This window comes from Micromonospora sp. CA-259024, assembly GCF_050936255.1.
Lineage (GTDB): Bacteria > Actinomycetota > Actinomycetes > Mycobacteriales > Micromonosporaceae > Micromonospora.
Map to the genome: position 1 here is coordinate 2,042,082 of NZ_JBNJND010000002.1, position 26,993 is coordinate 2,069,074.

Genomic DNA, 26,993 nt, shown 5'->3' on the forward strand with positions numbered 1-26,993 from the left:
CCGGGCGGGGCGGGTCAGCCGGTGGGTTGGTCGTTGCGGATCATCAGCGCGCTGCGGAGGCCGGTGATGTCCAGCACGCGAATCAGGAAGTCGCCCACGTGGGTCAGCATCAGCAGGCTCTGGGCGTGGCTGGCCTTGCGGCTGAGCACGACGAGGGTGCCCAGGCCCTGCGAGTCGCAGAAGGTGACGCCGCCCAGGTCGAGCACGATCCGCGGGGGCGGATCGGCCAGCACCTCGTTGACGACGGTGGAGAGCTGCGCCGCCGTGAGCATGTCGATCTCGCCGGCTAGGCGCAGCACTGCTTCGTCGCCCGTCCGGTGTAGCGTGATGGACAGTTCGGCACGATCCACCCGGTCAGCCTAGCGCGATCCGAGCACCCCGGCCTGTCGAGGCCGTGAGCCGTCGCCCCGGCCCCGCGTCGCCGCTGCTGGCGGGCACCGGCCATGGGTGAGCCCGGTAACCCCGGTTCGGGGTGGCTGCTGGTTGGCCGTTCGGCGCTGACACAATGGCGGCATTGTGACCGACATTTTTTCTGCCGGACCTGGCCGCTACCCGGCCGACGCGCCGGCCTCCGAGGCCCTGTTCGACCGCGCCCGGGCCATCGTGCCGGGCGGGGTCAACTCCCCTGTGCGTGCCTTCCAGGCGGTCGGCGGCACCCCGCGTTTCATGGTCCGTGGTGAGGGCCCGTGGCTGTACGACGCCGACGGCCGTCGCTACGTCGACCTGGTCTGCTCCTGGGGTCCGCTGATCCTCGGGCACGCCCACCCGGAGGTGGTGGACGCCGTGCAGGCCGCCGCGGCCCGGGGCACCAGCTTCGGCACACCCACCCCGGGTGAGGTGGAGTTGGCCGCCGAGATCGTCGCGCGGACCCCGGTGGAGCAGGTCCGCCTGGTCAACTCGGGCACCGAGGCGACCATGTCGGCGATCCGGTTGGCCCGGGGCTTCACCGGCCGTTCCAAGATCGTCAAGTTCGCGGGTTGCTACCACGGGCACGTGGACGCGCTGCTCGCCTCCGCCGGGTCCGGCGTGGCCACCCTGGGCCTGCCCGACTCGCCCGGCGTGACCGGCGCGGCGGCCAGCGAGACGATCGTGCTTCCGTACAACGACATCCGGGCCGTCGAGGAGGCCTTCGCCGCCGAGGGCCCGCACATCGCCGCGGTGATCACTGAGGCCGCGGCCGGCAACATGGGCGTGGTCGCACCCCGCGACGGCTTCAACCAGCAGCTCGCCCGGATCGCGCACGCGCACGGAGCGCTGTTCGTGGTGGACGAGGTGATGACCGGGTTCCGGGTCTCCCGCGCCGGGTGGCACGGCCTCGACGCCTCCGACGCCGACCTGTGGACGTACGGCAAGGTCATGGGTGGTGGGCTGCCCGCCGCCGCTTTCGGCGGGCGCGCCGAGATCATGGCGCGGCTGGCCCCGGCCGGCCCGGTCTACCAGGCCGGCACGCTCTCCGGTAACCCGCTCGCCTGCGCCGCCGGTCTCACCACGCTGCGACTCGCCGACGACGCGCTGTACCGCCGCCTCGACGAGACGGCCGCCGTCGTGGGCAAGCTGGCCTCCGACGCGCTGGCCGCCGCCGGGGTCCCGCACCGACTGTCGTACGCGGGCAGCATGTTCTCCATCTTCTTCACCGACGCCGACGTGGTCGACTACGACAGCGCCCGCACCCAGCAGGTGCCGGCGTTCAAGGCGTTCTTCCACGCGATGCTCGCCGCCGGCGTCTACCTGCCGCCGAGCGCGTTCGAGTCCTGGTTCGTGTCGGCGGCGATCGACGACGCCGCTCTGGAGCACATCGCCGCCGCGCTGCCCACGGCGGCGAACGCGGCGGCAGCGGCTGGTCTCGGGGGGTAGCGGTGAGTGCGAGGAGTGAGCCGGTTTTGCGAGCCCCGCAGTCGCGAACGAAGGGGGCGCAGTCATGAGCAAGACGGTGGTCCACGTGCTCCGGCACGGCGAGGTGTACAACCCCGACCAGATCCTCTACGGCCGGCTGCCCGGTTTCCGCCTCTCCGAGCTGGGCGTGCAGATGGCCAAGGCCGCCGCACAGGGCCTGGCCGAGCGGGAGATCGTGCACGTGGTGGCAAGCCCGCTGGAGCGCGCCCAGCAGACCGCCGAGCCGATCGCCGCCCAGTTCGGGCTGTCGGTCGGGGTGGACGAGCGGCTGATCGAGAGCGCCAACTGGTTCGAGGGCAAGAAGGTGTCCCCGGGCGACGGTTCGTTCCGCGACCCGCGCAACTGGTGGGTGCTGCGCGACCCGGTGACGCCGTCCTGGGGCGAGGCGTACCGGGCCATCGCCGAGCGGATGTTCGCTGCCGTGCACGCCGCCCGGGTCGCCGCCGAGGGGCGCGAGGCGGTGCTGGTGTCGCACCAGCTCCCGATCTGGACGCTGCGCCGGTACGTCGAGCGCAAGCGGCTCTGGCACGACCCGCGCAAGCGTCAGTGCGGGCTGGCGAGCCTCACCTCGTTCCACTTCGACGGCGCGAAGGTGGTGGGCATCGGCTACAGCGAGCCGGCCGCGCACCTGATCGCTCTCTCCGCGACAGCCCGGACGGCCAAGGGGGCCTGATGAAAGCCCGGAGGTGGACCGCCGGTCTGCTCGCCACCGTCGCCGCGGTGGCGCTGGTCGCCTGCACGTCGAAGGGGCAGGAGAAGACCTGCACGACCACCACCGACGGGATCTTCGAGTGCGCGCCGGATCAGCGCTCCGCACCCCCGAAGCTCGCCGGTGAGCTGCTCACCGGCGGTGACTATGACGTCAGTCAGGCCCGTGGCCAGGTCGTGGTGGTCAACTTCTGGGGCTCCTGGTGCGCGCCGTGCCGAGCGGAGGCCGACGACCTGGAAGCCACCTACCAGGCCACCAAGGGCACCGGGGTGAGCTTCCTCGGCATCAACGTCCAGGACCAGCGGGACAAGGCGAAGGCGTTCGAGGAGGGCCGGGTCACCTATCCGAGCCTCTTCGACCCGTCCAGCCGACTGGCGCTCGACCTGGACATCCCGCCGAACACCGTCCCGGCGACGGTGGTGCTCGACCGGGAGGGCCGGATCGCGGCGGTGATCCGGGCCGCCGTCAAGCAGGAGGGCCTGCAACCGATCGTCGAACGGATCGCGGCCGAGAAACCGGCGTCGAACTGATGGGCGAGACCTTCAGGCAACTGGCTCTGAGCGGGCCGCTGCTGCTCGCCATCGGCGCGGCGGTGCTCGCCGGCCTGGTCAGCTTCCTCTCCCCGTGCGTGCTCCCACTCGTCCCCGGCTACCTCTCGTACGTCACCGGTCTCGCCGGCGCCGACCTGGACGGCCGCCGACCGCCGGCCGACCCCGCGCCCGTCGAGGGCGCCGGGGGTGTCGCCGTCCGGGAGCGAGCCGCGACGGTGGCCGTCAAGGGCCGGGTGCTCGCCGGGACGCTGCTCTTCATCGCCGGCTTCACCGTCGTCTTCGTCGCCAGCGCGATCCTGTTCGCCAGCATCGGCCGGGTTTTCTTCGACTACAAGCGAGAGCTGCAGATCGGCGTCGGCGTGCTGATCATCGTGGCTGGGTTGAGCTACCTCGGGATGATCCCCGCGCTGCAACGCGAGTTCCGGATCTCCCGGTTGCCGTCGGCCGGCCTGCTCGGCGCACCGGTCTTCGGCGCGGTCTTCGCACTCAGCTGGGTGCCCTGCACCGGCCCCACGCTCGGCGCGGTGATGGGGATGGCGGCCACGTCCGGCCAGAGTGACCGCGCCGTGGTGCTCGCCGTGGCGTACTGCCTCGGGCTGGGGATACCGTTCGTCGTATTCGGGCTGGGCTTCCAACGCCTGCTCGGGGTCTTCCGCGCCGTCCGGCGCAACAGCCGCTGGGTCACCCGGGTCGGCGGTGCCCTGCTCATCCTGATCGGCCTGGCGCTGGTCACCGGCGGATGGCAGAGCTTCGTGATCTGGCTGCAGACCACCGTCGGGGTGGGCGAGGTGAGCATCTGATGACGGTCGTCGACGACCGGCCGGAGACCGTGGCCCCGGCGCCCCGGCGCCGGCCCAACCGGCTGCTGGCGCTGCTGCGCAACTCGTGGCGGCAGCTGACCAGTATGCGTACGGCGCTGATCCTGCTCTTCCTACTCGCGGTCGCCGCCATCCCCGGTTCGGTGCTGCCGCAGCGCGGGATCAGCCCGGAGAAGGTCAACGAGTACTTCATCGACCATCCGGACCTGGCCCCTCGGCTGGACCGGATCGGCGCGTTCGAGGTCTTCGGCTCGGTCTGGTTCTCCGCGATCTACCTGCTGCTGTTCACCTCCCTGATCGGTTGCATCACCCCCCGGCTGCGGGACCACGTCCGGGCGTTGCGCTCCCGGCCGCCGGCAGCGCCGAAGCGGATGGCCCGGTTGCCGCAGCACACCGTGCTGCCCGCCCCGCCCGGTGGGGCGGCGGCGGTCGCCGAGGTGCTGCGCAAGCGTCGCTGGCGGGTGGAGGTGCGCGGCGACGAGGTCTCCGCCGAGAAGGGCTACCTCAAGGAGACCGGCAACCTGCTGTTCCACACGTCGCTGATCGCGGTGCTGATCGGTGTCGCGCTCGGCTCGTGGTACGGCTGGAGCGGCAACCGGCTGCTCGTGGCCGGCGCGGACAACGCCTTCTGCAACACCCGCCAGCAGTATGCCGAGGCGAAGCTCGGCCCCCAGGTGGACAGCGCGGACCTGCCCGGCTTCTGCCTGCGGCTGGACGACTTCCAGGCCCGGTTCCTCGACACCGGCCAGCCGGAGTTCTTCAACGCCACGGTGACCGTCGACGGCCCGGACGAGCCGACCCGCAGCGCGAACTTCTCGGTGAACTCGCCGCTGCGGCTGAACGGGGCGAGCGTCTACCTGCTCGGCCACGGGTATGCCCCGGTGATCCGCTACACCGACCGGTTCGGCCGCAGTCAGATCAGCGACGAGCCGTTCCTGACCACCGGCGACATGGGCCTGACCAGCGAGGGGCTGGCCGCCTTCCCGGACGCGAACGTCGACCCGAAAACCGGCAAGCGTGCACCGGACGAGCAGATGGCGTTCACCGGCATCTACCTGCCGAGCGCGCCGCAGCAGGCCCCGTTCGTCCGCTCGGAGTACCCGACCGAGCGGAACCCGGCGCTGAACCTGGTCGCGTACCGGGGCAACCTCGGCCTGGACGCCGGTATCCCCGGCTCGGTCTACCAGCTCGACCAGCGGCAGGTGCGGACCGGCAAGGTCAAGGAGGTCGGCACCAAGCTGCTCCGCAAGGGTGAGACCTGGACGCTGGACGACGGCACGACCGTCGAGTTCCTGGGCACCGAGCGGTACGTCACGCTCTCCGTCCGACACGACCCCGGCTCGACGATGCTGCTGGTGAGCTGTGGTGCCCTGCTGGTCGGACTGATGGGCTCGCTGTTTGGGCGGCGTCGTCGGGTGTTCTTCCGGGTGATGCCGTCCGACCCCACGGAGGGATCTCCGACGGTCGGTAGTAGTTTGATGGAGGTCGGTGGGCTACCGCGCACCGACTATCCAGGGTTCGCCGACGAGTTCGCCCAGCTCATCGCCGCGGTCAACGGTGACGAACGGGCGGCTGAGCGGGCCGGCCCGCGAGAAGGGACCGAGTGATGTCCGTACTCTCCGACAATCTGGTGACCTTCGCGATCCTGGCGTACCTGGTCGCGATGATCGGCCACGCCGTGGAGTACGCGCTGGGCAACACGCGTACCCGCGTCGCCGCGGCGGCTCCCGTTCGTGAGCTGGTGGGCGTCGGCGGTGGCGCCCTTCCGCCGCCCGCACCGGTCCTGTCGTCCACCACTGCGGACCGGTCGGCGGGGCGGGCGCGCCTCGCGGGCCTGATCGCGGTGGGTGCCACCGCGGCCGCCGCCGTGCTGCACCTGGCGGCACTGGTCACTCGCGGCCTCGCCGCCGACCGGATGCCCTGGGGCAACATGTACGAGTTCGTGCTCACGGTGACGTTCATCGGGGTCGCCGCCTGGCTGGTGGTGCTCTGGAAGCGACCGTCGCTGCGCAAGCTCGGGCTGTTCCTCACCCTGGTGATGGTGCTGCTGGTCGCCACCGCCGAGTTGGTGCTGTACGTGCCGATCGTGCCGCTGGTGCCGGCTCTGAACTCGTACTGGTTCGTCATCCACGTCTCGACCATCGTCTTCGCGTCCGGCATCTTCCTGCTCGGCGTGGTGCCGGCGGTCGGCTTCCTGATGCGCAACGGGTACGAGCAGGGCAAGCGGAGTTTCCCGTACACCCTGGCCAAGCGGCTGCCCGGCGCGGTCGGCCTGGAGCGGCTGACCTTCGCGCTGCACGCCTTCGCGTTCCCGATCTTCACGTTCGCGGTGATTGCCGGTGCCATCTGGGCCGAGGCGGCGTGGGGTCGGCCGTGGGGCTGGGACCCGAAGGAGACCTGGGCGTTCATCTCCTGGGTGGTGTACGCCGGTTACCTGCACGCCCGCGCCACGCCCAGCGTGAAGCGCAACGTGGCCACCTGGCTCGCGGTGCTCGGCTTCCTCACCATGCTGATGAACCTGTTCGGCGTGAACATCTTCTTCACCGGCCTGCACTCGTACGGCGGGCTGGACTGACCTGGACAACGGACTGCGGGCCGGCCACGGATTCCTCCGTGACCGGCCCGCAGCGTTCTGGCGGGCTCGCTCAGCCCACGGTCACCGGGGCGACGTCGTTGCCCGGGTTGTCATCCACCCGCGGGTAGCGCTGGAACGGCCGGACCTCACCGGGCGTTCCCGGCAGGCTGTCGATCCGCAGGTCGAACGCGACGGTATGGGTCGTGCCGGCGGGGAACACGGACCCCGGTCCGTCGCAGTACCAGGTTGTCGGGGTCTCTCCGACAGCCTGCTCGTCCCCTCTCGGCGAGCAGCCCGACGGGGTGCCGAGCACCGTGGCCCCGGCCGGCGGCACGAAGAGGAAGGCGCCAACGCTGTCACCGGAGTTGGTGCCGTCCGGCACGCCGGGGCCCTCGTTGCGCAACCCCACCGTGATCCGCACGGTGTCGCCGACGGCTCCGGTGACGGCCACGCCCTGAGCGACGATGTCGAATGCCCCCCGCACCTCGCGCAGGTAGGTCTGACCCCCGGCGCCGGTCACCTCGACCGGGACCACGTCGAGGGGCTCGCCCACCGGACGCAGCCGAAGTGCCTGGTCGGCCTCGCGGCGCTTGAGTTGCACACCGCTCGGGAGTGGCCCGGCGGTGGCCAGCGGCTCCACGAGCTGGGTGATCCGCTTGCTGCCGAGGGTGGCCGGGCCGACCGTGGTGGCGAAGCCATGCCGCAACTCGTGCCGCTGGCCGGGCGCGAAGGTGCCCCGCACGGTGCAGACCACCACCGTGGCGAGCACCTGGTCGGTGCCGTACCGGCAGTTGCGGTAGCTCGCCGGCGCCAGGCCGACCGGGAAGCGGAGGGTGAGCCGGAGGTCCACGGTCGGCTGGTCACCGGCGTTGACCACGACCACCGGCACGGCACGGCTGTCACCGACCTCGACGCCGGAGACGTACTCGTCGACCAGGTCGAGCAGGTCGGGCCCGGACCGCACGGTCACGGCGGCCTGCTGGGAGTACGCCTCCGTCTGCTCGCCGAACGCCGTGTAGTCGAGGGTGCCGGTCGCGCCGTCGGTGGCGCCGGGTGCGGCCCGGAACACCACCGGTACGGTGCCGGTGAGGGTGCCGAACTCGTCGACGGCCGACGGTGGCATCGGGCAGGTCACCGAGGTGCCCTCGGTGACACAGAAGTCGGGGAAGGTGGCGGTGGCGACGCCGGCCAGACCGGTCAGGTCGACGGTCACCCGGGGCTGGGTGGCCCCGGTGCTGGTCAGGGTCAGCGGCATCGTCCGGCCGGGAGCGACGGGGCCACCGACCGTGACGTCACCCAGCCAACCGTTGACCCAACCCGGGTCGCCCTCCGCCGCAGCCGGGCCAGCCGCCACACCGACCCCTGCGGTGCCCACGACAAGCGCGGTCAGGCCGCGCAGGAGCCTGCCACGCGAAACGTGCACAGATCTCATCGATCTCCTTGGTGGGGGATGAGCCGATCGGAAGAAGCCGGGCCACAGCATCCCCGGCCCGACCGGCACCCCTGATCCTAGAGATCGCCTGTGACAGCCATCGATCAGCCGACCGGCCCGACCCCGTCGAAACGGGCTTCGGCACGCGGCTCCCGCGCGGGTCCCCGGGCGCGCAGCGTTCGCTCGACCTGGATCGTGACCTGGTAGGACACCTCCGGAAGATCGGCCAGCTCGATCCGTTCGCCACGCAGCGCCAGTTGGGCGTGCAGCTCCCGGGCGATGGCGTCACGAAGCGCGACCAGCAGAGGAGACAACCCGTCCGGGTCGCCGACGACATAGGCGTCCGACATGGATCCACCCTGCCCCCGCGTCCCGCCGTTTCGCCACGTTGGTCCACTCGGTTTCTGTGAAATCGGTCTATCCCATGCCGCAGGAAACCCCGACTTATGGATGTCGAGTGGATCTAGACCGCGCACCACGCGTTACCGGTGCTGGCGTTACCCGGTATGCGCATCGGGTCAGACCGCCGACTACGCCCGCGCGGTGTTCCGGCTCGACCTGGGCTGACCGATCGGCGCCAGGTGTACGTCACCTGGCGCGGTCAGCCGCCGAACCAGCCCGGCATGTCGAGCCGGAACCAGTTGGCCGAGGCCATCGTGCGCAGGTCGTCCTCCAGTGCCGTGACCCGCTCCGGGCCGAGGGTCTGAGCCCACTCTCCACGCAGGCGATCGAAGATCTCCGCCGAGCGACGCAGCCCGTCGGCGCCGCGCGGGGTCACCCGGACCAGCCGGCGTCGGGCGTCGGAGGGATCGTCGACCCGCTCCAGGTAGCCGACGGCGACCAGCCGGTCGATCGTCTTGCCGGCGGCCTGTTTGGAGATGCCCAGCCGCTGGCCCAGTTCGGTGGCGGTGGTGCCGTCCGCTCCGACGGCCTGGAGCACGAACCCGTGCAGCGGTCGCAGCTCCGGATGCCCCTCCCGAGCGAGTTCGGTGTGTAGGTCGTCGATCAGCGTCCGGAAGCCGGCCAGCAGCAGCAGCGGCAGCTGGAAGCCGGGCCGGGCGGGCTCAGCGGTTGCCATGTTCGTCAACCACGTTTACTATTCCGTCAACCACGTTGACTATCGTACGAGATGCGGCGCCGCTCCTCCCGGCCGCCGCCCCGGAAAGCAGGTAACCATGCCCGTCTTCACCGCCCACACCGCCGACACCGCGCCTGCCGCCGCCCGTCGGGCCATCGAGGGAGTGCGCGGCCGCTTCGGCTGGCTGCCGACCCCGGTGGCGCTGCTGGCCGAGTCACCGCAACTGCTCACCGGCTTCCTCGCCGCCAACGCGGGCTTCGAGCAGACCGATCTCACACCGCTGGAGCGGGAGGTGGTCGTCCTCGCCGTCGCCACCACCAACGAGTGCCACGTCTGCGTCGCCCTGCACACCGGCACGCTTGCCCGACTCGGTGCGAGCGCCGAGCTGATCACCGCACTGCGTGCCGGCACGGCCCTGCCCGAGCCGCGACTGGAGGCGCTGCGCCGGTTCACTCTGGCCGTGCTCGACCAGCGGGGCGCGGTGCCCGACGACGAGCTGGACGACTTCCTGTCCGCCGGCTACCAACCCCGCCACGCGCTGGACGTGGTGCTCGGGATCGGCGCGTACACCATGTCCACTCTGGCCAACCGGCTCACCCGCGCGCCGCTCGACCCGCCACTGGCCGCCCACGCGTGGACGCCCGCAGCATGACCGGGACGCGTGCGGGCGGCGGTGAGCCGCTGTTCAGGCCGCCCCGAGGAAGTCGCGCAGCAGGGCGAGCATCTCGTCCGGGCGCTCCTCGTACAGCCAGTGCCCGCAGTCCTCGATCACCTCGCCGCGGACCGTGTCGGCGTACCGGCGGACCTGCTCGGCGACCTGCCCACCGAGGCTGGCCGCTGCGCCGACGGCCAGCACCGGCATCGCCAGCTTCGTAGCCCGGTACGCCGCGTTGTCGGCGATGTCCTGATCGAACGCCCGGAAGTAGGCGAAGCTGGCCCGCAGATGGGCCGGGTCGCCCAGGTGGCTGGCGAACTCCTCGATATCGGGCGCGGCGATGCTGCCCTTGCGCACCATCAGGGCGTCGGTGAACCGGTCCACCCAGAGCGACTCCCGCCCGCTGACCAACTCCTCCGGAAGCCCGTTGCCGATCGAAAAGTAGCCGAAGTTCCACACCCCGGGCCCGGCCGAGGTCAGTGCGGGGAACGTGTAGATGCTCTCGTCGGGGATCGGCGCTTCGGTGAGCACCAGCCGACTCACCCGCTGCGGATGGGCGGCGGCGTACGCGTACGCGACCATGGTCCCCAGGTCGTGCCCGACCAGCCGGAGGTCACTGACCAGGCCGAGCTGGTCGAGTAGTCCGTGCAGGTCGGCGGCGACCGTCTTCTTGTCGTACCCGCCGTCTGGGGCGTCGCTGCCCCCGAAACCGCGCAGGTCGGGCGCGACCACGTCGAAGGAGCGCCCCAACTCGGGCAGCAGGTGCCGCCACATGTACCAGCACTGCGGATACCCGTGCAACAGCACCAGTGGCGGGCCGGCGCCGCCACGGACGTAGTTCATGGTGATCTGGCCGACCCGAGCCCGTTGCTCGGTGAACCCCGCCGGGACCCGCTCCCCGCCCATCGCCGCCTCCGTCCGCCGGCCGCCCGCGTGCCGTCTGCCGTTGCCGTCCGCCCGCGTGCCGTCCGCCCGTTGCCGTCCGCCCATCTCCGTCTGCCTACCTGCGGCCGGCTACCCGGCTACCCGCTCAACCGCCCGTCATGCCCCAGGGTGCCGGCCGCGAGCGTTGATCTACTCGGCTTCCATGAAATCGGGGTGTCCTGCGGCCCGGGACGCCCCGATTTCATGAAACCCGAGTGGGTCTTGCTGGGGTGCCCGCCGCCGGACTCTCCGCCGGCCAGGCGGTCCCTGATCCACTCGGTTTTCAGGAAGTCGGCCTATCCCCGGGCGCAAGACACCCCGACTTCCTGGAAGCCGAGTTGATCTGGACCCGCCGCCCGCCGCCCGCCGCCCGCTGCCCGCTGCCCGCTGCCCGCCGCCCGCTGCCCGCCGCCCGCCGCCCGCTGCCCGCCGCCCGCTGCCCGCCGTCCGCCGTCCGCCGTCCGCGGTCCCGCGGTCCCGCCGCTGGCGTCGGGCAATCGCGAGCGTCACAGCACCCGGCTTGGGTCGCGCGGGAGCCGGTGCGGGAGACTGGGCGGCATGGCGGCTCGTGGCTTCCCGTACACCGATCTCAAGGACTTCCTCGCGGCGCTGGAGCGCGCGGGGGAGCTGCGCCGGGTCGACGTCCCGGTCGACCCCACCCTGGAGATCAGCGAGGTGGTCACCCGCACGGTGCGGGCGGGCGGGCCGGCGCTGCTCTTCGAGCGCCCGACACGGGGCGAGATGCCGGTGGCGATCAACCTGTTCGGCACCGAGAAGCGGATGGCGATGGCGCTCGGCGTCGACTCGCTGGACGAGATCGGTGCTCGGATCGGCGCGTTGATCAAGCCGGAGCTGCCGGTCGGCTGGTCGGGCATCCGGGAGGGCCTCGGCAAGGTCATGCAGCTCAAGTCGGTGCCGCCGCGCAAGGTGAAGACCGCGCCCTGCCAGGAGGTGGTCTACCGGGGTGAGGACGTCGACCTCAACCGGCTGCCGGGGCTGCAGGTCTGGCCCGGCGACGGTGGGATCTTCCACAACTACGGGCTGACCCACACCAAGCACCCGGAGACCGGCAAGCGCAACCTGGGCCTGTACCGACTCCAGCAGCACGGCCGCAACACCCTGGGCATGCACTGGCAGATCCACAAGGACTCCACCGCGCACCACGCGGTCGCCGAGCGGCTCGGGCAGCGTCTGCCGGTCGCGGTCGCGATCGGCTGCGACCCGGTCGTCTCGTACGCGGCCAGCGCACCGCTGCCCAGTGACATCGACGAGTACCTGTTCGCCGGGTTCCTGCGCGGCGAGCGGGTGGAGATGGTCGACTGCCTCACCGTGCCGTTGCAGGTGCCGGCGCACGCGCAGATCGTGCTGGAGGGCTACCTGGAACCCGGTGAGCGGCTGCCCGAGGGGCCGTTCGGCGACCACACCGGCTTCTACACCCCGGTCGAGCCGTTCCCCGTGCTGCACATCGAGGCGATGACCATGCAGCGCAAACCGGTGTACCACTCGATCGTGACCTCGAAGCCGCCACAGGAGGACCACGGCCTCGGCAAGGCCACCGAGCGGATCTTCCAGCCGCTGCTCAAGCTGCTGATCCCGGACATCGTCGACTACGATCTGCCGGCCGCCGGTGTGTTCCACAACTGTGCGATCGTGTCGATCCGCAAGCGCTACCCGAAGCACGCCCAGAAGGTGATGAACGCGATCTGGGGCGCGCACCTGATGTCGCTGACCAAGCTGATCGTGATCGTCGACGAGGACTGCGACGTGCACGACTACAACGAGGTCGCGTTCCGTGCGTTCGGCAACGTCGACTACGCGCGTGACCTGCTGCTCACCGAGGGCCCGGTGGACCACCTCGACCACTCGTCGTACCAGCAGTTCTGGGGCGGCAAGGTGGGCGTCGACGCGACGCGCAAGCTGCCGACCGAGGGCTACACCCGTGGTTGGCCGGAGGAGATGAGCATGAGCCCGGAGGTCACCGCTCTGGTCGACAAGCGCTGGAAGGAGTACGGGATCTGATGGTGGTCCTCGACGCACCGGCCGAGAAGCCGGGCCGGGTCAAGTCGTTCCTGAAGCTGGTGGCGATCGAGCACTCGGTGTTCGCGTTGCCGTTCGCGTACCTGTCGGCGCTGACCGCGATGCAGGTCAACGGCGGCCGGGTGCGCTGGCTGGACCTGCTGCTGATCACCGTGGCGATGGTCGGGGCGCGGACGTTCGCAATGGCCGCCAACCGGATCCTCGACCGGCGGATCGACGCGCGGAATCCGCGTACCGCCGGGCGGGAGCTGGTGACCGGGGCGGTGAGCGTGCGGACGGCCTGGACCGGCGCGGGCGTCGCCCTGGTGGTCTTCCTCGTCGCCGCCGCGCTGCTCAACCCGCTCTGCCTGGTGCTCGCGCCGCTCGCCGTGGTGCCGCTGGTCGTCTACCCGTACGCCAAGCGGTTCACCAACTGGCCGCACGCCATTCTCGGGGTCGCCCAGGCGGTCGGCCCGGTCGGCGCCTGGCTGGCGGTCACCGGCACCCTGGACGGCTCCTGGCCGGCCTGGCTGCTCGGCGCGGCGGTCGGGCTGTGGATCGGCGGCTTCGACCTGATCTACGCCTGCCAGGACTCCGAGATCGACCGGGAGATCGGCGTGCACAGCGTGCCCGCCCGGTACGGTCGGCGTTTCGCACTGCACGCCTCCACGGTCGCGCACGTGGTGACGTTCGCACTGTTCATCTGGTTCGGTGCGCTGATCGGCTTCGGCTGGCTCTGGTGGATCGGGCTGGCGTTGACCGCTGTCGCGTTCGGCTACCAGCACCTGGTGGTCACCCCGACCGACCTGAGCAAGGTCAACCGTGCTTTCTTCACCGCCAACGGGTTCGTCGGCATCGCGCTGTTCGTCTTCGCCCTGCTCGACCTGGTGATCCGGCTCGACCTACGGCCCTGACGCTGGCCGCGCGGTGGCGGCGGGGTAGCGGGCGCTCTCCCAGGTCCAGTCGATGGTGCCACGGACGGCGTACGCGACCCCGTCGAGATGGTCGGTGACCGCCTCGTCCAACGCGGGACCGAACGACGGCACCGCGGCTCGCAGCGCGACGAAGCGCCGCATCGACTCCCGCCAGCGCTCGGCCGCCCGCTCGACCGCCTCCGACATCGGCACGGCCAGCTCGGCCTGTATGGCCAGGACCAGGCTGTGCCCGCCCGCCGTGGCCCGGTCCCGCTCCAGCGAGGCCAGGTCGTTGTACCAGGAGAGCAGGTCGTTGCCGACCCGCGCGATCTCGCGCAGCAGCGGGTGGTGGTAGACCGGGTCGGGCAGCTGCCGCCCACCGGCGAACTCCACCAGTGGGTATGACACCTCCGCCGCCGAGGTCGCCCGACGCAGCTCGACGTACTCGTCGACGCTGGGCCGGCGACCGGCCTCCTTGTTGACCGCCTCCTGCCAGGTGCCGTCGAGGTGCCGGGCCACCGCGTCGGCGAAGCGGAGCCGCCACCGGGCGGGCATCCGGCGACGCGGCTCCCGCCAGGCCAGCACCAGCAGGCGCCGGAGTGGACCGGTCAGCCCGGCCTGCCGCAGCCGGGGACCGTCGTGCAGCAGCGCCAGGGCGCCGTTGCGCAGCGCGCGGATCTGCTCCGGGGTGAGCCGGGCTGGCCCGTCGCACGCGTCGTCGACCAGGAAGAACCAGGTGAACAGTGCGGTCAGCACCCGCAGGTCGGCTTCGGTCGCGTCCGGGTAGAGCCTGCCGGCGTACCGGGCGAAAACTCCCCGGGACAGCCGGTGCAGCGCGGCGTCGTCCAGTGGGAGGCCAAGCCCGGGCAGCAGGTCGAGCAGCCACCCCTGCACGCGGTCGGCGTGTGGTGAGAGCCGGGACGGGATCGGACACTCGGCACGCAGCGCCCAGAGGACCTCGCCGGTCGTCACCGATGCCTCCTGAGCGAGATGGTTCCGGTGCGAATCGCCACCGGCAGCATGTCAGGTCGATGGGATACGCACGTACCCGCCGGATATGTCGGACGGACCATCGCCGGGGGTGCCCACCAGCGGGCCAGCCGGACCAGGCAGGCTGGAGGCATGCGGGAACCATGGGTGGTCGGGGTCTCCGGGGCGTCCGGCACGCCGTACGCGGCGGCCGTCATCGGCGGTCTGCTCGACGCGGGCGAGCCGGTGGACCTGATCGTGTCCCGGGCGGCCCGGCTCACCGTGCTCGACGAGACCGGCCGACCGTTTCGCGACGGGCACTGGGCCGAGGACCTCACCGCCTGGCTCGACCGGGACCTGACCGGAGCGGATGTGCGGCACTGGCCCGCTGGCGACCTCGCCGCCGGGCCGAGCAGCGGTTCCTACCGGGTACGCGGAATGGCCGTGGTCCCGGCCAGCACCGCAGCCTGCGCGGGCATCGCCATCGGGCTCTCCAAGGACCTGTTGCAGCGCGCCGCCGAGGTCAACCTCAAGGAACGCCGGCCCGTGGTGGTGGTCCCCCGGGAGACACCGGTGACCCGCAGCCACCTGGAGCACCTGATCTCGCTGCACGACGCCGGCGCGGTGGTGCTGCCAGCCAGCCCCGGCTTCTACGGGGCCGGTGCGGCGGCAAGCGCCCAGCAGTTGGTCGACTTCGTGGCCGGCAAGGTGCTGGACGCGCTCGGCGTCCCACACACCCTGTTCCGACGGTGGTCCGGCCAGCTCGGTGCCGCCCGGAGCTGAGCCGTCCGCTCAGCGAGCACCGGCCTTCCGCTCAGCGCGCGTGCCTGTCGTGCTGCCTCCGGCGGTTGGCCGAGGCGGGACGCGGACCGGACTTGGTGCCCGGTCCGCGTAGCGTTGTCCGCACCAGTTCAGTACATGCCGGCGTTGGCCGGACCCGGCCCGGTGGTCGCTGCCGGCCCCACGTTGCGTGGTTTTCCGACCTCGTCCACCTCGTCCAGCATGCCCTCCCCCTCAAGCAGGGCTCGCACCTCGGATTCCCGAAACCGGCGATGCCCGCCTGGAGTCCGGATGCTTCCTATCCGGCCGGCCGCCGCCCATCTCGTCACAGTCTTCGGGTCCACCCGAAACAGCGCGGCAACCTCACCCGGTGTCAGCAGGCGATCTCCAGTGTCCACAGCCCCCTCCTCGCGTCGACGAAGCCCCTGGCTGAACACACTGCCCCCGGCTGGTGCGAGCCCAGAGCCGTCATGAGGGACGTATGGCAATTACAGCACCAGGGACCTGGCCTGTCCGCCAAACGCGAAAAATGCACTGAGTGGGAAGTTAGTAAATGGTACTGGTGCAACCCCTGCCTTGACCGTCTGTTTGTGAACAGTTACTCACTGCTCAGTCCAACGGATGCCGAAGGCGTCGCGTTACGCCTAACCGGTTAAGGTCACTCTCCGTGGACGCCATCGACCTGAGCCTCGTGGACCTGCTGCGCGGTAACGCCCGCCTCTCGTACGCCGAGTTGGCCCGACAGGTGGGCCTCTCGGCCCCGGCCGTACATGAGCGGGTCGGGAAGTTGGAGAGCAGCGGCGTGGTCCGCGGCTACCGCGCGGACGTGGCCCCGGAGGCGATCGGGCTGGGAGTCACCGCGCTGATCGGCATCGTCGAGGACTCCGGCGCCGACACCGACGACATGCTCGAGTCGCTGCGGGTGCTGCCCGAGATCGAGTCCTGCTACTTCATGGCCGGCGTGGAGTCGTTCCTGCTCAAGGCGCGGGTCGGCACGATCGCCGAGCTGGAGCAGCTGATCGTGCGGCTGAACCGGACCCCCGGGGTCGCCTCCACCCGTACCGCCATCGCCCTCTCCACCAAGTGGGAGAACCGCCCCCAGCCGGTCGGCTCGCCCACGGCCTGACCGCCGCGTACCCCTGGTGTCGCCCGGTCGGCCGGCGGTAGCGTGCGCCGATGACCCCGCCGGGACGTCGAGTGGCCGTGGTGACCGGCGCCGCCGGGGGCCTGGGCCGTGCCATCGCCACCGCGCTGCACGCCGACGGCTGGTCGGTGCTGCTCACCGACCTCGACCGGGCGGCGGTGGCCATCGCCGCAGCACCGCTCGGCGGTTGGTCGGCCGCCCTGGACGTCCGGGACGAGGAAGCCTGCGTCGACATCGCCTCGACCGTGGCGAGCCGGGGCGACCTCGCCCTCTGGGTCAACAACGCCGGCATCCTGGTCACCGGGCCGTCGTGGGAGCACGACGCCGCGACCCGCCGCCGGGTGATCGACGTGAACGTCCTCGGCGCCATGAACGGCACCCTCGCGGCGCTGGCCGTGATGCGGGGGCAGGGCCACGGCCACGTGCTCAACGTCGTCTCACTGGCCGGGCTGGTCGCCGCGTCCGGCGAGACGGTGTACGCGGCCAGCAAGCACGCACTGCTGGCGTTCAGCCTCGGTACCCTGTCCGACCTGCGGACGGCCGGATATCGGCGGGTGCACGTCTCCTGCCTCTGCCCGGACGGCATCTGGACCCCGATGCTGCACGACCGGCTCGACGACCCGGGGGCGCTGGCGTCGTTCACCGGGTCGATGCTGACCCCACAGCGGGTGGCCGCCCGGGCGGTCCGGCTGGCCCGCCGCCCCCGCCCGGTGGTCAGCCTGCCCCGCTGGCGGGGAGCGCAGGTGCGCCTGCTGGACGCCCTACCCGGGCTGGCCGTCGCGTTGACCCCGCTCGTCCAGGCCGCCGGCCGGGCCGGTCAACGCCGCCAACGCCGCCGAACCGCGCCGCAGGACCGGCGCTGACCGCCCCTGGCCTGCTTGCTACGTTTCCGGCGTGACTCATCTCGACCGGTGCGACGAGGCCAGCCGGACCTGGGTGACGGAGGCGATCGCCGCCGTCGAGGCGGACGCGAACCGCTCGGCCGACACCCACCTGCTGCCGTTCCCGCTACCCAGGGCATGGGGCATCGACCTCTACCTCAAGGACGAGTCGTCCCACCCCACCGGCTCGCTGAAGCACCGGCTGGCCCGCTCGCTGTTCCTCTACGGGCTCTGCAACGGCTGGATCGGGCCGCGCACCACGATCGTCGAAGCGTCGTCGGGCTCCACGGCGGTCTCCGAGGCGTACTTCGCCCGGATGCTCGGTCTGCCGTTCATCGCGGTGATGCCCGCCTCCACCTCACCGGAGAAGATCGCGCAGATCGAGTTCCAGGGCGGCCGGTGCCACCTGGTGGACGACCCCGCAAGCGTGGTGGTCGAGGCGCGCTGGCTCGCGGAAGACTCCGGCGGGCACTTCATGGACCAGTTCACCTACGCCGAGCGGGCGACCGACTGGCGGGGCAACAACAACATCGCCGAGTCGATCTACGCCCAGCTGGAACTGGAGCGGCACCCGATCCCCGCCTGGGTCGTGGTGGGCGCCGGCACCGGGGGCACCAGCGCGACCATCGGCCGGTACGCCCGGTACCGCCGACTCGCCACCAAGCTCTGCGTGGTGGACCCGGAGAACTCGGCGTTCTACCCGGCCTGGCTGGCCGCCGACTGGTCGGTGCGCACCGGGAAGGGCTCCCGGATCGAGGGGATCGGCCGTCCCAGCGTGGAAGCCTCGTTCCTGCCCTCGGTGGTGGACCGGATGGTCCAGGTGCCGGACGCGGCGTCACTGGCCGCCATGCGCGTCGGGTCGGCGGTGCTCGGCCGGCGGGTGGGCGGCTCCACCGGCACCAACCTGTGGGGTGCGTTCGGCCTGATCGCCGGGATGCTCGCCGAGGGCCGGACCGGCTCGGTGGTCACCCTGATCTGTGACCCGGGCGACCGGTACGCCGACACGTACTACGCCGACGACTGGGTGGCCGCCCAGGGCCTCGACCTGACGCCGCACCTGGCCACGGTCGAACGTTTCCTGGCCAGCGGCGCCTGGCCCGCCTGAGCCCCTGCCGCGCTGTTCAGCGTGGGTCGATCCGTTCGGCCAGACCGGGGTAGCGCACCACGTAGCCGCTGTCGTCCAGATCGATGTCGGCGGTGAAGGTGCCGCTGGCGAAACGCACCCGACCCGGCCCGAGCCCGGTGTAGATCTGCTCGGCCGGCACCACCTCCAGGCCGGGCAACAGCACCCACGCGACGGTGATCCGGTGCGCCAGGTCGGCCGGCGCGGACGCGAGCCCGAGCCGGTGGACCGGCAGGGCGTTGAACAGCGGCGACCCGCTCAGGTCGACGTCGAGCGCGTTGGCCAACCGGTCCGGGTCATCGGTGCCCGGCAGCCCGGCCCGGGGATGACCGGCCGCGACCAGCGCCGCATCCAGGTTGCCCTGCTCGGCGGTGGTGACCCGCCACCGGTCCGCAGCCCGCTCCAGCGTCACTCTGCGCAGCCAGCCCAGCCCTTCGGCCTCGACCTCGACCCGGGCGGTGGTCCAGTCCGGCGTGGTGGTCAGCTGGTAGCGGGCGGTCCAGGGGATCGGGTCCACGGCGAGCAGGGTGCCCCGGGCCGCCAATCCGTGACCGTCGTCGAGCAGGACCTGCTCGCTGCCGGCGGTGTCCGTCCGGGACCAGAAGATCGATTTCGGCATGGGCCGGACGTTACGCGACCGGCCCGGCATCGGCAGGGCATGCGCGAACGCCGCCGCGAAGCATGTGCTCCGCGACGGCGTTCGGTGAATCAGTCGATCAGTGGGTACGCGCCGGCGGTCGCCCGCCGAAACCGCGCCGGTCGTCACGCGGTCGATCGTCGCGCGGCCGGTCGTCACGCGGTCGGTCGTCGCGCGGCCGGTCGTCCCGACCACGGCTCTCCGGGCGGAAGCCACCCCGAGCGTCCCGGTCGCCGAAGCGCCGCTCGCCGGACGGGCGGTCGCCCTGGTGCCGCTCGCCAGTCGGTCGGTCACTCCGGCCGTCCCGGTCACCGAACCGACGCTCGCCCTGCGGCCGGTCACCGAAGCGCCGCTCGCCGGTCGGTCGGCCGTCCCGGTCACCGAACTGCGGCCGGTCACCGAAGCGCCGCTCGCCCTGTGGGCGGTCGCCGTAACCCCGGGTGTCCCGATCGGCGTAACGCCGCTCGCCGGCCGGCCGGTCGCCGTAGCCCCGGTCGCCGGTAGGCCGGTCGCCGTAACGCCGCTCACCCTGCGGGCGGTCGCCGTACTGGCGGTCACCCTGCGGTCGGTCGCTGTAACGGCGCTCACCCTGCGGGCGGTCGCCGTACTGGCGGTCACCCTGCGGCCGGTCGCCGAAGCGGCGCTCGCCGGTCGGCCGGTCGCCGTAACGGCGCTCCCCGCCCGTGCGGTCGCCGTGGCGGCGGTCGTCGCGGTCGCCGAACCGACGCGGGCCCCCGGCCCGGTCGTCGAATCGACGCGGACCGCCGGAGCGGTCGCCGAAGCCCCTCGGCTCCGCCTCGACGCGAACCGGGACGCCGCTGGGCTCGCGGGCGCCGACCAGTTCGGCCAACGCCGGGTCGCCGACCCGGACACTGGTCTCGGCCGGCGCGACACCGGCCTTCTCCAGCATCGCCAGTGTGGTGCGGCGCTGCTTGGGCAGCACCAGCGTGGCGACCGCACCCGACTCGCCCGCCCGGGCCGTGCGCCCTGCGCGGTGCAGGTAGTCCTTGGGGTCCTTCGGCGGGTCGACGTGCAGCACCAGGGTGACCCCGTCGACGTGGATGCCCCGAGCCGCCACGTCCGTGGCGACCAGCACGTTCATCCGGCCCTCACGGAACTCGGCCAGCGTCTTGGTGCGCATCCGCTGGGTCTTGCCGCCGTGCAGCCCACCGGCGCGTACGCCGACCGCCGCGAGCTGCTCGACCAGCCGGTCCACCCCGAGCTGGGTACGGGCGAAGACCATGGTCCGGCCGTCGCGGGCGGCGATCGAGGCGGCTACCGGGAACTTCTCGTGCGGCGGGATCAACAGCATGTGGTGGTCCATGGTGGACACCGAGGCGGTCGACGGCGCCGTGGAGTGGGTCACCGGGTCGGTCATGAACCGCTTGACCAGAGCGTCGACGTCACCGTCCAGGGTGGCCGAGAAGAGCAGCCGCTGGCCGTTGGCGGGCGTCTTCGCCAGCAGGTCGGTGACCTCGGGCAGGAAGCCCATGTCGGCCATCTGGTCGGCCTCGTCGAGCACCGTCACCTCGACGTCGTCGAGCTGGCAGATGCCCCGCTCGATCAGGTCGCCGAGTCGGCCCGGGGTGGCCACGATGATCTCCACGCCGCGCCGCAGCGCGTCGATCTGACGGTCGTACGGGACACCGCCGACGGCGGTCTTGAGGAAGATGCCGACGGACTTGCCCAGCGGTACGAGGGCGTCGTTGACCTGCATGGCCAGCTCGCGTGTGGGGACCAGGACCAGGGCGCGCGGACGCATCGGCCGGGCCCGGTTGCGGTTGGCCAGCCGGGCGATCATCGGCAGACCGAAGGCAAGCGTCTTGCCCGACCCGGTCTGCCCGCGGCCCAGCACGTCGCGGCCCGCGAGCGCGTCCGGAACGGTGGCCCGCTGAATCTCGAACGGGCTGGTGATGCCCTGCTGTGCCAGCGCGCGGACCAGAGGCTCGGGCAGGCCGAGGGAGGCGAAGCTGATCGGATCGGCGGTCTCCGTCGGCACGGGCTCGGCCTTCTGGACGGCGGTCGCTGCCGGCGCGCTGCCGGCGTCGCTCGGAGAGTTGTCGAGCGGCTCCCGGGCGGTGTCGGTCGCCGGGGCTGGGTCGAAAACGGACGTAACGGTGCTGGGGTCAGCAGAGGTGGTCAACAAATGCCTTTCGAGCGGGGCGCATCTTCGCGATGGCCTGCCGCGGCTGTGCCGCCGGATCGCCCGCAAGATCGCCCATGGGCGCGCACCACACGCGCCGGGTCAGTGATCTCAGCCAGTGTACGGCGGTCCGGCGAAGCCGCCAGCCGGTTGCCCGACGGTAGTGGGCGGACTCACCATCGTTCCCGGTCGGCGGCTCACCCGTTGAGCACGCTGCCCACCAGACCGTCCAGGGCGTCACCAGCCAGCAGAACGACCATGACGCTGATCGCCACCAGCAGCCCCAGAGCGGCGGCCAGCACGATCATCACCCGGGCGTTACTGGACCGCTCGGCCGGCGTGTCCGCCCAGCCCTGGGCCAGGATGTGCCCGGTCAGCGAGCCGGAATTCTCCACCGCGTTGGCGGGCATCGCGATCGTGGTGAAACCCGGCCCCTCGCCGCCGCCGTAGACGGTGCCGGCCAGGTCGGAGCGGCCGTCGCCCCGCCCAGCAGGGGCACCGGCCGCAGCCCGCCCGGCAGGCCCACCAGACGGCACGATCGTGCGGGAGTTTCCGGCGCTGTTCCCGGTCGAGGGGGAAGCGCCGGGGGTGGACGGCGGCCAGCTCGGCAGCGCTGGCGCAGGCACCACCGGTGGTGCGGAGACGGGTGCCTCGATCCACCCGCTGCCGGACGTCGGGCCAGCCGTCAGCGGGGTGGACGGCCACCCGGCCGAGGGTGCGGAGACCGATGCGCTGGCCCGTACGCCGGGCGTGTCGGCCGTCGCCGGCGGCGGCGGGAACGGCGGTGCCGGCATCGGGCCGGGCGGGCCCGGCGGCGCGGGCACCGGCGGACCGGGCGGTGGCACCGGCGGGTCCGGGACAGGCGGTGTCGGCGGGCCCGGAATGGGCGGCACCGGCGAGGGCGGCGGTATGGGTGGACCCGGCACGGGTGGCACCGGACCGGGTGGCACCGGACCGGGCGGCGGCGTGGGCCGGGGCCCTGGCGTCGGCACCGGGCCGGGTGGGTGCGGCCCGGGACTCGGCGCGGGCTCCGGTTCGGGTGGCGACGGCTGAGGCGGCGTGGGGCGGGGCGGCGTCGGGCGGGGCGGCGTGGGGGCCGGCTCCGGTGTCGGCGGCGTCGGTGGCTGGGCCGGCTCCGGCGGCTGCGCGGGCTCGGGCGGCTCTGGATTCACCGGACCGGACCGGTAGACGGCGGGCGTGCTCGGCCGGGACTCCGGGGAGCCGATGGCGTCGGCCGTGACCCGGCTGCTGCCGGGAACCGTGGCGCTGGCCCGGGCCGGCGCGGTCGAGTCGTTCCGCTGCCCGGGCACCGAAACGTCGCCCGGACTGGCCGACCGGTAGGTGGTTGTGGTGACCGGAGCGCTGGCCGGCAGGTCACCGCGCAGAGCCCCGGCGGTCGCGACGCTGGCGCTGGCGCGTACCGGCGCGGCGGCCTTGTCCGGGCGAGCGTCGGCGGGCGCCGGCCGCCCGGCACCCGTCTTCGGAGCGTCCGTGGCGGCGTCGGTGCCGGCGGGAGTGGCGTCGTCGTCACCGGTCCCCGCGGCGGTGCCGCTGGGGGCGGGCGCGGCTCCGGTGGCGGCCGGGGCTGTGCCGTCGGCATCCGGGTCGGCGTCAGTGGCGGCCGGGCCGGCGTCAGCGGCGGGCGCCGGGTCGGCGGTGCCCGGCCCTGACGGCTCGGCTCGGTCGACCACGGGATCGACAGTCTCCGCCGGATCTCTCTGCTCGGCCATCTCCGCCCTCCGTGCCACGCTCGCACCCGGACCCGTGACGTCGGGTCGGATGTGCCTGGATGTCACGGTGCCACAGATCGCCCCGAGCGGACAGCCAGAGCGGGTTGTGGCGGATCAGCCCCCGGTGCTCGGGCTGCCCGTCGAGCTGCTGCTGCCCGTCGCGCTCGTGCCGGCCGTCGGTGTGGTCGTCGGGGATGTGCTGCCCGGCGCACTGGTTGGTGCCGAGGGCAGGGTCGTCGGCGTGTTGCTCGGGGTGTTGCTCGGGGTCTTGGACGGGCTCGGCGAGGTGCTGCCGGTCGGCGTAGGCGTCGGCGTCGCGCTGCCGGTGGGCTTCGGGGTGGCTGACCCGGTCGGGGTCGGCGTGGGCTTCGTGGTGGGCGTCGGCTTGGTGGTCGGCGTGGGCGTCGGCTTCGGGGTGGGCGTCGCGCTGGGCGTCGGGGCCGGCGGGGTCGGGACGGTCACGATCGGGGCCGGCACCGCGCCGATCACCCGGGTGGCCGCGTACAGCCGGGACCAACGGACGACCGAGATCTTGACGACGTCGCCGGTGGTGGGCGCCTGCACCATCTTGCCGTTACCGATGTACATGGCGACGTGGTGGATCGTCGTCCAGCTGCTGCCGGAGGCGAAGAAGAGCAGGTCGCCGGGGAGCAGCGCGCTCTGCGGCACGGTCCGGCCCCGGGTGGCCGCGTACTGGTCGCGGGAGACCCGGGGCAGGTCGAAGTAGTCGGCGCCCGGCGACCGGTACGCCGCCCACATCAGACCGGAGCAGTCGAACTGGTTCGGCCCCTCCTCGGACCACTTGTACGGGTCGCCGAGCTGGGCGAGCGCGTACCGGACCGCAGCCAGTGCCCGGGGGTGCGCGGCCATTCCGCTGATGCTCTGGTTGGAGACGTAGCCGGCGCCGAGCTGCTGCTCGGCGGCTTCCTGCTGGCGTTCGATCTCGATCAGCTGCGCGGCGTTGTCCCGGCGCAGCTTGAGCAGACTCGCCTCGGCCGCGCGGAGTGCCGTCTCGCCGGCGGTGAACTCCGCCTCGGCGGCGGCGAGGCGATCCTTGGCCGCGGTGTGTGCCTGGTAGGCGATCTGCTCGCCGCTGCGGGCCCGGGACAGCTCCCCGGCCACTCCCGTGGTGCCGCCGTCGACCTTCTCGCCACGGGTGATCTGCTGGAGGCGGCTCAGCCCTCGGATGTCCTCGGCGAACTCGCCGGGCGGCAGCGCGGCGGCTGCCTTGACCGCGTCCGACGCGGCCGCGTCGGCCGCCTGCTGGGCCCGGAGCAGGGCGTCCTGCGCGGCCGCCAGCGTCTTGCCGGCAGCGTCGAGCTGCGCCTGCGCGTCGACGCGTTTCTGCCGGCTCAACAGGAGCGCCTCGCCCAGCGTGCCGACCTGGGTCTCGCCCGCGGCGATCTGGGCGGCCAGCGGACCAGCGCCGACGTTCAGCACCGGCGGGACCGGGATGCCGGCGACGGGAGCGCCACCGGGCAGTTGGAGTGCGCCGGTCACCGCGGGGCGGGAGCCGGTGTCCGGAACGGTGGTGGGCAACCCCGGCTCGGCGTACGCGGGGGTGGCCAGCACGGCGGCGGCGATCGCGCCGAGCAGAGCGGCCCAGAGCTTCGGACGCAGCACCGGCGAGATCACCGGGCTCCGTCGTCGCTGCCGTCGCCCGCGCCCGCTGTCGACCATGCCGCTCCCCGTCCCGCTGCTCCTCGCCGCGCTCGGTGGGCGCGGCCGTCGGGACGGTACCAGTGTGTGTGTTCCGCCCCACCTTGTCTTACCGCACCCCGCCAACGATGTCGATGCGTTGCCGGGTTACGGGAGGCTGAGAGTCTGGTGAAGTGGGTCGCTGCCACCGACCGTGCCGCCGGGGCCGTCGGCCCGCCGACGTACGCTCGACCGGGACCGCAGGTGGAAGGGACGTGCCATGGACGCCGGACTCAAGCGTGAGCTCGAAGCGAAGGTGTACGCCGGTGAGCGGCTGACCCGGGAGGACGGGGTCGCCCTCTACGACAGCGACGACCTTGCCTGGCTGGGGCGGCTCGCCCACCACAAGCGCACCGAGCTCAACGGCGACCGGGTGATGTTCAACGTCAACCGGCACCTCAACCTGACAAACGTCTGCTCGGCGTCCTGTGCGTACTGCTCGTTCCAGCGCAAGCCGGGCGAGAAGGACGCGTACACGATGCGCATCGACGAGGCGGTCCGCAAGGCCAAGGAGATGGAGGGTGAGCAGCTCACCGAGCTGCACATCGTCAACGGCCTGCACCCCACGCTGCCCTGGCGTTACTACCCGAAGGTGCTGCGCGAGCTGAAGGCGGCGCTGCCGAACGTCAAGCTCAAGTGCTTCACGGCGACCGAGGTGCAGTGGTTCGAGAAGATCAGCGGCCTGAGCGCCGACGAGATCCTCGACGAGCTGATGGACGCCGGCCTGGAGTCGCTGACCGGCGGTGGCGCGGAGATCTTCGACTGGGAGGTCCGGCAGCACATCGTCGACCACGCCTGCCACTGGGAGGACTGGTCGCGCATCCACGCCCTGGCGCACAGCAAGGGCATGAAGACCCCGGCGACGATGCTGTACGGCCACATCGAGGAGCCCCGGCACCGGGTCGACCACGTGCTGCGGCTGCGTGAGCTGCAGGACGAGACCGGTGGCTTCGCGGTCTTCATCCCGCTGCGCTACCAGCACGACTTCGTGGACTCGGCGGACGGCAAGATCCGTAACCGGATCCAGGCGCGCACCACGATGGCCTCGCCGGCCGAGTCGCTGAAGACGTTCGCCGTCTCCCGGCTGCTCTTCGACAACGTGCCGCACGTGAAGAACTTCTGGGTGATGCACGGGCTGTCGGTGGCCCAGCTCTCGCTGAACTTCGGTGTGGACGACCTGGACGGCTCGGTCGTCGAATACAAGATCACGCACGACGCCGACTCGTACGGCACCCCGAACACCATGCACCGCGAGGACCTGCTGCACCTGATCTGGGACGCCGGCTTCCAGCCGGTCGAGCGGGACACCCGCTACAACGTGGTCCGGGAGTACGACAAGGCCCCGTCGCTGGCCGAGCGGCGCGCCGAGCCGCAGCAGGTCTGGGCCTGAGTTGATCGCTGGGTGGGCACGGGTCGCACCGGCCCGTGTTCACCTGCTGGCCGTCCGGCGCGCGGCTGGCCGTGCCCGGCCGGTTCCACCGTACGCATAGACCGTCGGTGTGCCTCGAAAACTATCTGCGCTCGCCGCGGCCGCGTTCACCCTGACGGCCAGCCTCGCCCTTCCCATGCCGGCCCAGGCCGCCCCGCTCGGCGGGGTGCAGCTCTCGGTGACCAGTGGGACCGTCGACGCCACCCCCGTCTTCGCCAGCGCCACCGCCTCGGCGCCGTGCCCGACCGGCTTCGGCCGTAACGCCCAACTGCGGGTCGGCCCGCCGGGCGGGCCGTACAGCAACCTGGCCCGGCCGCTGACCGCTGGCGGGTACGACCGGCAGGCCGCGGCGGCTCAGCCGAACCGGTCCTTCGCCACGGCGCTGGGCGGCGCGCCGGTCGACGGCGAGTGGTGGGTCGTGGTCGAGTGCGTCAGCGAGACGCAGGGCGTGCACCCGGACCGCTTCGTCACCCCGATCACCGTCTCCGGCCGCCAGTGGCGGGTCGGCCGGCCGGCGGGCGCGCCCCCGGCGACGCCCCGGGCCGGTGGCCCGCTGGTGGTTCCCGGTTCGACCGGTGCGGCCGGGGCGCCTCCCGTGGGTGCGCCACCGGCCGCGGTCGCCCCGTCCACGCCGGCCGCCTCCGCCGCTGAGCCGGCTCCCACGTCCGAGACGGATGTGCCGCGCCGGCTGACCGGCAACAGCGGGATCGGCGGAGCATCCCTGGCCAACGTGTGGTGGATCCTCGCGCTGCTGGGCGGGCTGGGGGCGGTCGGAACCGCCTGGCTCACCACCCGCCGGACGGGCGCGTCCCGGACTGGCAGCCGCCGCTGAGGGTTCCGCTCGCCCCTTCGGTGGCCGGCCGCGTTCCCGACGGACGCGGCCGGCCATCGCCG

Annotated in this window: 26 protein-coding genes; 15 read left to right on the forward strand and 11 right to left on the reverse strand. The window is 72.3% G+C overall.

Annotated features, from left to right (window positions below; genetic code table 11):
• Nucleotides 1-14: 14 nt before the first annotated feature.
• On the reverse strand, nucleotides 15-350 hold the full coding sequence (locus ACQEUX_RS29065; protein ID WP_007454492.1) for an STAS domain-containing protein: 336 nt from the start codon (nucleotides 348-350) through the stop codon (nucleotides 15-17).
• Between the two features lie 166 nt (nucleotides 351-516).
• Here ACQEUX_RS29065 and hemL point away from each other — a divergent pair, with 166 nt between their 5' ends.
• From hemL to ccsB, 6 genes are all read left to right on the forward strand, one after another.
• Nucleotides 517-1,854, forward strand: a complete 1,338-nt coding sequence (hemL, locus tag ACQEUX_RS29070) for a glutamate-1-semialdehyde 2,1-aminomutase (protein WP_433055039.1) — start codon at nucleotides 517-519, stop codon at nucleotides 1,852-1,854.
• 64 nt (nucleotides 1,855-1,918) lie between these two features.
• Nucleotides 1,919-2,566, forward strand: coding sequence for a histidine phosphatase family protein (locus tag ACQEUX_RS29075; RefSeq protein ID WP_433055042.1), 648 nt, complete (start codon nucleotides 1,919-1,921; stop codon nucleotides 2,564-2,566).
• The gene (locus tag ACQEUX_RS29080; protein ID WP_433055045.1) at nucleotides 2,566-3,132 is read left to right on the forward strand and encodes a TlpA family protein disulfide reductase; all 567 of its coding nucleotides are present in this window, start codon (nucleotides 2,566-2,568) and stop codon (nucleotides 3,130-3,132) included. The genes ACQEUX_RS29075 and ACQEUX_RS29080 overlap by 1 nt, the downstream gene beginning before the upstream one ends.
• Nucleotides 3,132-3,953: a cytochrome c biogenesis CcdA family protein gene (locus tag ACQEUX_RS29085; RefSeq protein ID WP_433055048.1), complete on the forward strand. Its 822-nt coding sequence runs from the start codon at nucleotides 3,132-3,134 to the stop codon at nucleotides 3,951-3,953. The genes ACQEUX_RS29080 and ACQEUX_RS29085 overlap by 1 nt, the downstream gene beginning before the upstream one ends.
• Nucleotides 3,953-5,578 carry a cytochrome c biogenesis protein ResB gene (gene resB, locus ACQEUX_RS29090; protein ID WP_433055051.1) on the forward strand — a complete coding sequence of 542 codons (1,626 nt, stop codon included), beginning with the start codon at nucleotides 3,953-3,955 and terminating at the stop codon, nucleotides 5,576-5,578. Before ACQEUX_RS29085 ends, resB begins: the two co-directional genes overlap by 1 nt.
• Nucleotides 5,578-6,546, forward strand: a complete 969-nt coding sequence (gene ccsB, locus ACQEUX_RS29095; RefSeq protein WP_433055054.1) for a c-type cytochrome biogenesis protein CcsB — start codon at nucleotides 5,578-5,580, stop codon at nucleotides 6,544-6,546. The genes resB and ccsB overlap by 1 nt, the downstream gene beginning before the upstream one ends.
• A 70-nt stretch (nucleotides 6,547-6,616) precedes the next feature.
• Here the strand turns inward: ccsB and ACQEUX_RS29100 are convergent, their stop codons facing one another.
• The 3 genes from ACQEUX_RS29100 to ACQEUX_RS29110 form a co-directional block, all read right to left on the reverse strand.
• Entirely contained in the window at nucleotides 6,617-7,978 is a 1,362-nt protein-coding gene (locus ACQEUX_RS29100; protein WP_433055056.1) for a hypothetical protein, read from the reverse strand.
• Nucleotides 7,979-8,082: 104 nt separating this feature from the next.
• Entirely contained in the window at nucleotides 8,083-8,328 is a 246-nt protein-coding gene (locus ACQEUX_RS29105; RefSeq protein WP_433055059.1) for a hypothetical protein, read from the reverse strand.
• 251 nt (nucleotides 8,329-8,579) lie between these two features.
• The gene (locus tag ACQEUX_RS29110; RefSeq protein ID WP_433055062.1) at nucleotides 8,580-9,056 is read right to left on the reverse strand and encodes a MarR family winged helix-turn-helix transcriptional regulator; all 477 of its coding nucleotides are present in this window, start codon (nucleotides 9,054-9,056) and stop codon (nucleotides 8,580-8,582) included.
• Between the two features lie 97 nt (nucleotides 9,057-9,153).
• Between ACQEUX_RS29110 and ACQEUX_RS29115 the strand changes: the two genes are divergently transcribed.
• A complete protein-coding gene (locus ACQEUX_RS29115; RefSeq protein WP_433055065.1) occupies nucleotides 9,154-9,708 on the forward strand; it encodes a carboxymuconolactone decarboxylase family protein in 555 nt (184 codons plus the stop codon).
• A 33-nt stretch (nucleotides 9,709-9,741) separates the two neighbouring features.
• Here the strand turns inward: ACQEUX_RS29115 and ACQEUX_RS29120 are convergent, their stop codons facing one another.
• Complete coding sequence (locus ACQEUX_RS29120; RefSeq protein WP_433055068.1) at nucleotides 9,742-10,701, reverse strand: alpha/beta fold hydrolase; 960 nt, start codon at nucleotides 10,699-10,701, stop codon at nucleotides 9,742-9,744.
• A gap of 492 nt (nucleotides 10,702-11,193) precedes the next feature.
• On the opposite strand from ACQEUX_RS29120, the gene ACQEUX_RS29125 reads away from it, so the two are divergent.
• Both ACQEUX_RS29125 and mqnP read left to right on the forward strand, forming a co-directional pair.
• The gene (locus tag ACQEUX_RS29125; protein ID WP_433055071.1) at nucleotides 11,194-12,654 is read left to right on the forward strand and encodes a menaquinone biosynthesis decarboxylase; all 1,461 of its coding nucleotides are present in this window, start codon (nucleotides 11,194-11,196) and stop codon (nucleotides 12,652-12,654) included.
• Nucleotides 12,654-13,565, forward strand: a complete 912-nt coding sequence (gene mqnP / locus ACQEUX_RS29130; protein ID WP_433055074.1) for a menaquinone biosynthesis prenyltransferase MqnP — start codon at nucleotides 12,654-12,656, stop codon at nucleotides 13,563-13,565. Before ACQEUX_RS29125 ends, mqnP begins: the two co-directional genes overlap by 1 nt.
• Here mqnP and ACQEUX_RS29135 read toward each other — a convergent pair.
• Nucleotides 13,554-14,537 carry a terpene synthase family protein gene (locus ACQEUX_RS29135; RefSeq protein WP_433055077.1) on the reverse strand — a complete coding sequence of 328 codons (984 nt, stop codon included), beginning with the start codon at nucleotides 14,535-14,537 and terminating at the stop codon, nucleotides 13,554-13,556. The genes mqnP and ACQEUX_RS29135 overlap by 12 nt on opposite strands.
• Nucleotides 14,538-14,687: 150 nt before the next feature.
• Between ACQEUX_RS29135 and ACQEUX_RS29140 the strand changes: the two genes are divergently transcribed.
• A complete protein-coding gene (locus ACQEUX_RS29140; protein WP_433055080.1) occupies nucleotides 14,688-15,317 on the forward strand; it encodes a UbiX family flavin prenyltransferase in 630 nt (209 codons plus the stop codon).
• A 128-nt stretch (nucleotides 15,318-15,445) separates the two neighbouring features.
• Here ACQEUX_RS29140 and ACQEUX_RS29145 read toward each other — a convergent pair whose 3' ends face one another.
• Nucleotides 15,446-15,712 (reverse strand): BldC family transcriptional regulator, encoded by a 267-nt coding sequence (locus ACQEUX_RS29145; RefSeq protein WP_433055083.1) that lies wholly within the window; start codon nucleotides 15,710-15,712, stop codon nucleotides 15,446-15,448.
• A 269-nt stretch (nucleotides 15,713-15,981) separates the two neighbouring features.
• Between ACQEUX_RS29145 and ACQEUX_RS29150 the strand changes: the two genes are divergently transcribed.
• Genes ACQEUX_RS29150 through ACQEUX_RS29160 form a run of 3 tightly spaced genes read left to right on the forward strand, consistent with a single transcriptional unit; the run spans nucleotide 15,982 to nucleotide 18,444 of the window.
• Nucleotides 15,982-16,440: an Lrp/AsnC family transcriptional regulator gene (locus ACQEUX_RS29150; protein ID WP_433055086.1), complete on the forward strand. Its 459-nt coding sequence runs from the start codon at nucleotides 15,982-15,984 to the stop codon at nucleotides 16,438-16,440.
• A 50-nt stretch (nucleotides 16,441-16,490) separates the two neighbouring features.
• Complete coding sequence (locus ACQEUX_RS29155; protein WP_433055089.1) at nucleotides 16,491-17,321, forward strand: SDR family oxidoreductase; 831 nt, start codon at nucleotides 16,491-16,493, stop codon at nucleotides 17,319-17,321.
• Nucleotides 17,322-17,352: 31 nt separating this feature from the next.
• Nucleotides 17,353-18,444, forward strand: a complete 1,092-nt coding sequence (locus ACQEUX_RS29160) for a PLP-dependent cysteine synthase family protein (protein WP_433055092.1) — start codon at nucleotides 17,353-17,355, stop codon at nucleotides 18,442-18,444.
• 16 nt (nucleotides 18,445-18,460) lie between these two features.
• Here ACQEUX_RS29160 and ACQEUX_RS29165 read toward each other — a convergent pair whose 3' ends face one another.
• From ACQEUX_RS29165 to ACQEUX_RS29180, 4 genes are all read right to left on the reverse strand, one after another.
• A complete protein-coding gene (locus ACQEUX_RS29165) occupies nucleotides 18,461-19,081 on the reverse strand; it encodes a putative glycolipid-binding domain-containing protein (protein WP_433055095.1) in 621 nt (206 codons plus the stop codon).
• Between the two features lie 97 nt (nucleotides 19,082-19,178).
• Complete coding sequence (locus tag ACQEUX_RS29170; protein ID WP_433055098.1) at nucleotides 19,179-21,242, reverse strand: DEAD/DEAH box helicase; 2,064 nt, start codon at nucleotides 21,240-21,242, stop codon at nucleotides 19,179-19,181.
• Between the two features lie 197 nt (nucleotides 21,243-21,439).
• Complete coding sequence (locus tag ACQEUX_RS29175; protein ID WP_433055101.1) at nucleotides 21,440-22,972, reverse strand: hypothetical protein; 1,533 nt, start codon at nucleotides 22,970-22,972, stop codon at nucleotides 21,440-21,442.
• A 114-nt stretch (nucleotides 22,973-23,086) separates the two neighbouring features.
• Nucleotides 23,087-24,652 (reverse strand): NlpC/P60 family protein, encoded by a 1,566-nt coding sequence (locus ACQEUX_RS29180; protein ID WP_433055104.1) that lies wholly within the window; start codon nucleotides 24,650-24,652, stop codon nucleotides 23,087-23,089.
• Nucleotides 24,653-24,890: 238 nt separating this feature from the next.
• Between ACQEUX_RS29180 and mqnE the strand changes: the two genes are divergently transcribed.
• Nucleotides 24,891-26,060 (forward strand): aminofutalosine synthase MqnE, encoded by a 1,170-nt coding sequence (mqnE, locus tag ACQEUX_RS29185; RefSeq protein ID WP_433055107.1) that lies wholly within the window; start codon nucleotides 24,891-24,893, stop codon nucleotides 26,058-26,060.
• 109 nt (nucleotides 26,061-26,169) lie between these two features.
• Complete coding sequence (locus ACQEUX_RS29190; RefSeq protein WP_433055110.1) at nucleotides 26,170-26,931, forward strand: hypothetical protein; 762 nt, start codon at nucleotides 26,170-26,172, stop codon at nucleotides 26,929-26,931.
• Nucleotides 26,932-26,993 lie beyond the last annotated feature (62 nt).

Excerpts from the sequence above, each read along its gene's own strand:
- ACQEUX_RS29075 (WP_433055042.1), top strand. The coding sequence starts at position 1,919 with ATGAGCAAGACGGTGGTCCACGTGCTCCGGCACGGCGAGGTGTACAAC.
- ACQEUX_RS29080 (WP_433055045.1), top strand. The coding sequence starts at position 2,566 with ATGAAAGCCCGGAGGTGGACCGCCGGTCTGCTCGCCACCGTCGCCGCG.
- ACQEUX_RS29085 (WP_433055048.1), top strand. The coding sequence starts at position 3,132 with ATGGGCGAGACCTTCAGGCAACTGGCTCTGAGCGGGCCGCTGCTGCTC.
- resB (WP_433055051.1), top strand. The coding sequence starts at position 3,953 with ATGACGGTCGTCGACGACCGGCCGGAGACCGTGGCCCCGGCGCCCCGG.
- ccsB (WP_433055054.1), top strand. The coding sequence starts at position 5,578 with ATGTCCGTACTCTCCGACAATCTGGTGACCTTCGCGATCCTGGCGTAC.
- ACQEUX_RS29100 (WP_433055056.1), bottom strand. The coding sequence starts at position 7,978 with ATGAGATCTGTGCACGTTTCGCGTGGCAGGCTCCTGCGCGGCCTGACC.
- ACQEUX_RS29105 (WP_433055059.1), bottom strand. The coding sequence starts at position 8,328 with ATGTCGGACGCCTATGTCGTCGGCGACCCGGACGGGTTGTCTCCTCTG.
- ACQEUX_RS29110 (WP_433055062.1), bottom strand. The coding sequence starts at position 9,056 with ATGGCAACCGCTGAGCCCGCCCGGCCCGGCTTCCAGCTGCCGCTGCTG.
- ACQEUX_RS29115 (WP_433055065.1), top strand. The coding sequence starts at position 9,154 with ATGCCCGTCTTCACCGCCCACACCGCCGACACCGCGCCTGCCGCCGCC.
- ACQEUX_RS29120 (WP_433055068.1), bottom strand. The coding sequence starts at position 10,701 with ATGGGCGGACGGCAACGGGCGGACGGCACGCGGGCGGACGGCAACGGC.
- ACQEUX_RS29125 (WP_433055071.1), top strand. The coding sequence starts at position 11,194 with ATGGCGGCTCGTGGCTTCCCGTACACCGATCTCAAGGACTTCCTCGCG.
- mqnP (WP_433055074.1), top strand. The coding sequence starts at position 12,654 with ATGGTGGTCCTCGACGCACCGGCCGAGAAGCCGGGCCGGGTCAAGTCG.
- ACQEUX_RS29140 (WP_433055080.1), top strand. The coding sequence starts at position 14,688 with ATGCGGGAACCATGGGTGGTCGGGGTCTCCGGGGCGTCCGGCACGCCG.
- ACQEUX_RS29155 (WP_433055089.1), top strand. The coding sequence starts at position 16,491 with ATGACCCCGCCGGGACGTCGAGTGGCCGTGGTGACCGGCGCCGCCGGG.
- ACQEUX_RS29165 (WP_433055095.1), bottom strand. The coding sequence starts at position 19,081 with ATGCCGAAATCGATCTTCTGGTCCCGGACGGACACCGCCGGCAGCGAG.
- ACQEUX_RS29175 (WP_433055101.1), bottom strand. The coding sequence starts at position 22,972 with ATGGCCGAGCAGAGAGATCCGGCGGAGACTGTCGATCCCGTGGTCGAC.
- ACQEUX_RS29180 (WP_433055104.1), bottom strand. The coding sequence starts at position 24,652 with ATGGTCGACAGCGGGCGCGGGCGACGGCAGCGACGACGGAGCCCGGTG.
- mqnE (WP_433055107.1), top strand. The coding sequence starts at position 24,891 with ATGGACGCCGGACTCAAGCGTGAGCTCGAAGCGAAGGTGTACGCCGGT.